The following is a 2,742-nucleotide window of genomic DNA, read 5'->3' as shown; positions in this document are numbered from 1 at the left end:
TGGGGTCCGGCCACGACCGCGCAGCCGGACCCCACGGAAGGCCCCCGATGACCGACACGACGTCCGACGGCCCGACCATCCGCGTCCTGGTCGCTGACGACCAGCCGCTCGTCCGGGCCGGCGTCTCCGCGCTCCTCGACGCGGAACCGGACATCGAGGTCGTGGCCGTCGCCGCCGACGGCGGCCAGGCCCTCGAGCTCGCCCGGAGCACGCGACCGGACGTGGCGGTCCTCGACATCCGGATGCCGGTCCGGAACGGCATCGAGGTGGCGCGCGAACTCTGCCGCCCCGACGCCGACCCGACCGTGCCCGCGCTCATGCTCACCACGTTCGACATGGACGACCTGGTGTTCGGTGCCCTCGAGGCCGGGGCGTCCGGGTTCCTCCTCAAGGACGCCGAACCCGACGTCATCATCGGGGCGGTCCGGCAGGTCGCCGCCGGCAACGGCACCCTCGACCAGGCGCTCACCCGACGGGTGCTGCGCGAGTTCGCCTCCCGCCGGAGCCTGCAGCCCGTCACCGGGGACCGGGTCGACGGTGTCCTCACCGCTCGCGAACGTGACGTGCTGCTCCTGCTGGCGCAGGGGATGTCGAACGAGGAGATCGCTGCGTCGCTCGTCGTCGAGGTCTCCACGGTGAAGTCACACCTGGCACGCATGCTGCCGAAACTCGGTGTCCGGTCCCGCCTGCAGGCCGTCGTCTGGGCCTACCAGAACCGGATCGTGACGGTTCCGGACGGCGGCGCGTAGAGCCGATCGGCGCAGGCGAGCGTGCGCCGCGTGCCCGGCTGTCACTCCACGGGTGCATGATGAGCGCGGCCGTCGTCCGCACGGCCCGGACTGGAGAGCACCACCGTGACCGAGACCCGCGCCTCGTCGCAGTCGTCAGACCACCCCTCGGGTGGGCACGACTCCCAGCCCGGTGACGCCGGCCCCGGCGACGACGCCACGCACCCCGCGAAGGCCGCGCAGCGCCCCGCCAGCCGGGAGGCCCGTGGGCACCGTGGCAAGGCCGGTCTCGCCCTCGCTGCGCTCGGCGTCGTGTTCGGTGACATCGGCACCAGCCCGCTCTACTCGATGCGCACGGTGTTCTCCGTCGACGGCGGCATCGTCCGACCCGTCCCCGAGGACGTCTACGGCGTCATCTCGCTGCTCTTCTGGTCGATCACCATCGTCGTGTCGATCAAGTACGTCCTGGTGCTCATGCGCGTCGACAACCACGGTGAGGGTGGCGTGATGGCGCTCGCCGCACTCGCCCGACGCCTGCACGCCAACCGGCCCGGCGGCACGACGGTGTTCCTGGTCATCGGCATCGTCGGGGTCTCGCTGTTCTACGGCGACTCCGTGATCACCCCGGCGGTGTCGGTGTTGTCCGCGGTCGAGGGCCTGGGCACCGCTGCCCCGTCGGTCGAGCACCTCATCGTGCCGATCGCCGCCGTGATCCTCATCGGCCTGTTCATCGTGCAGCGCTTCGGCACCGCGAAGGTCGGCGCCTCGTTCGGCCCGGTCATGCTGCTCTGGTTCGTCGTCATCGCGGTCGCCGGCATCCCGCGCATCGTCGAGCACCCGGGCGTCCTGCAGGGCCTGTCGCCGACGTGGGCCATCGCATTCCTGTTCGCGCACCCGTTCATCACCTTCATCGCGATGGGCGCCGTCGTCCTCGCCATCACCGGAGCCGAGGCGCTGTACGCCGACATGGGCCACTTCGGGCGGATGCCGATCCTGCGCGCCTGGTTCTTCGTGGTGTTCCCCGCGCTCGTCTGCAACTACCTGGGCCAGGCGGCCCTGGTGCTCGAGGACCCGACCGCCACGAAGGACCCGTTCTTCCTGCTGTTCCCGAACTGGGCCCAGCTGCCCGTCGTGATCCTGGCGACCGCGGCGACCGTGATCGCCAGCCAGGCCGTCATCTCCGGCGCGTTCTCGCTCACCCGTCAGGCCGTGCAGCTTGGACTGCTGCCGCCGCTGACCATCCGCCAGACGTCGAAGCGCGAGGGCGGCCAGGTCTACCTGCCGGCCGTCAACCTGCTGCTCTTCATCGGCGTGATGGCGATCATGCTGGCGTTCCGCTCCTCGGCCGCCCTGGCCACCGCGTACGGCGTCTCGGTCACCGGTGCGCTGGTCGTCGACACCCTGCTGCTGCTCGTCGTCGTCAAGCCGCTCTGGCGCTGGGCGACCTGGAAGCTCGTCACCGTCGCCGTGGTGTTCGGCGGCCTGGAGTTGACGTTCCTCGCCGGCAACCTGTCGAAGGTCCTGCACGGTGGTTGGGTGCCGCTGCTCATCGCCCTCGCCGTGATCACCCTGATGACGACGTGGCACCGCGGTCGGCAGCTCGTGCAGATCGAGCGTCGGAAGCGTGAGGGCTCGCTCGCCGAGTTCATCGAAGCCGTCAACGCCGACCACATCCCGCGCGTCCCGGGCATCGCGGTGTTCCCGCACCCGAACAAGGAGACGACGCCGCTGGCACTGCGGGCGAACGTCGAACACAACGGCGTCGTGCACCAGCGGGTCATCATCGTGTCCGTCCTCACCGCCAACGTGCCGCACGTGGCGCTGGAAGAGGCGTTCCGCCGCGACGAGCTCGGCTACGACGACGACGGCATCGACCACATCACCATCACGTTCGGGTTCTCCGACGACCAGGACCTGCCCGCCGCGATGCGTGCCGCGTGCACCGCCGGCCTGATCGACCTGTCCCAGGAGGACATGTCGAAGGCGTCGTACTTCATCTCGCGCGGCGCACTCC

General features: G+C 70.4%; 2 protein-coding genes. Both read left to right on the top strand.

Translation table 11 applies throughout. The annotated features are described in order from the left end of the window. Positions 1-47 precede the first annotated feature (47 nt). Positions 48-749 carry a response regulator transcription factor gene (locus tag QL987_RS16785; RefSeq protein ID WP_290158795.1) on the top strand — a complete coding sequence of 234 codons (702 nt, stop codon included), beginning with the start codon at positions 48-50 and terminating at the stop codon, positions 747-749. 105 nt (positions 750-854) lie between these two features. Beyond that, positions 855-2,742, top strand: a 1,888-nt coding sequence (locus QL987_RS16780) for a KUP/HAK/KT family potassium transporter (protein WP_290158794.1), incomplete at its 3' end; no start/stop codon positions are given.

Origin of the sequence: Curtobacterium sp. APC 4022, from assembly GCF_030407555.1 — a bacterium.
Taxonomy (GTDB): Bacteria; Actinomycetota; Actinomycetes; order Actinomycetales; family Microbacteriaceae; genus Curtobacterium.
This window is presented reverse-complemented; position numbering and strand designations above follow the sequence as displayed.

Coding starts and splice junctions, on each gene's coding strand:
- QL987_RS16785 (WP_290158795.1), top strand. CDS start 48: ATGACCGACACGACGTCCGACGGCCCGACCATCCGCGTCCTGGTCGCT.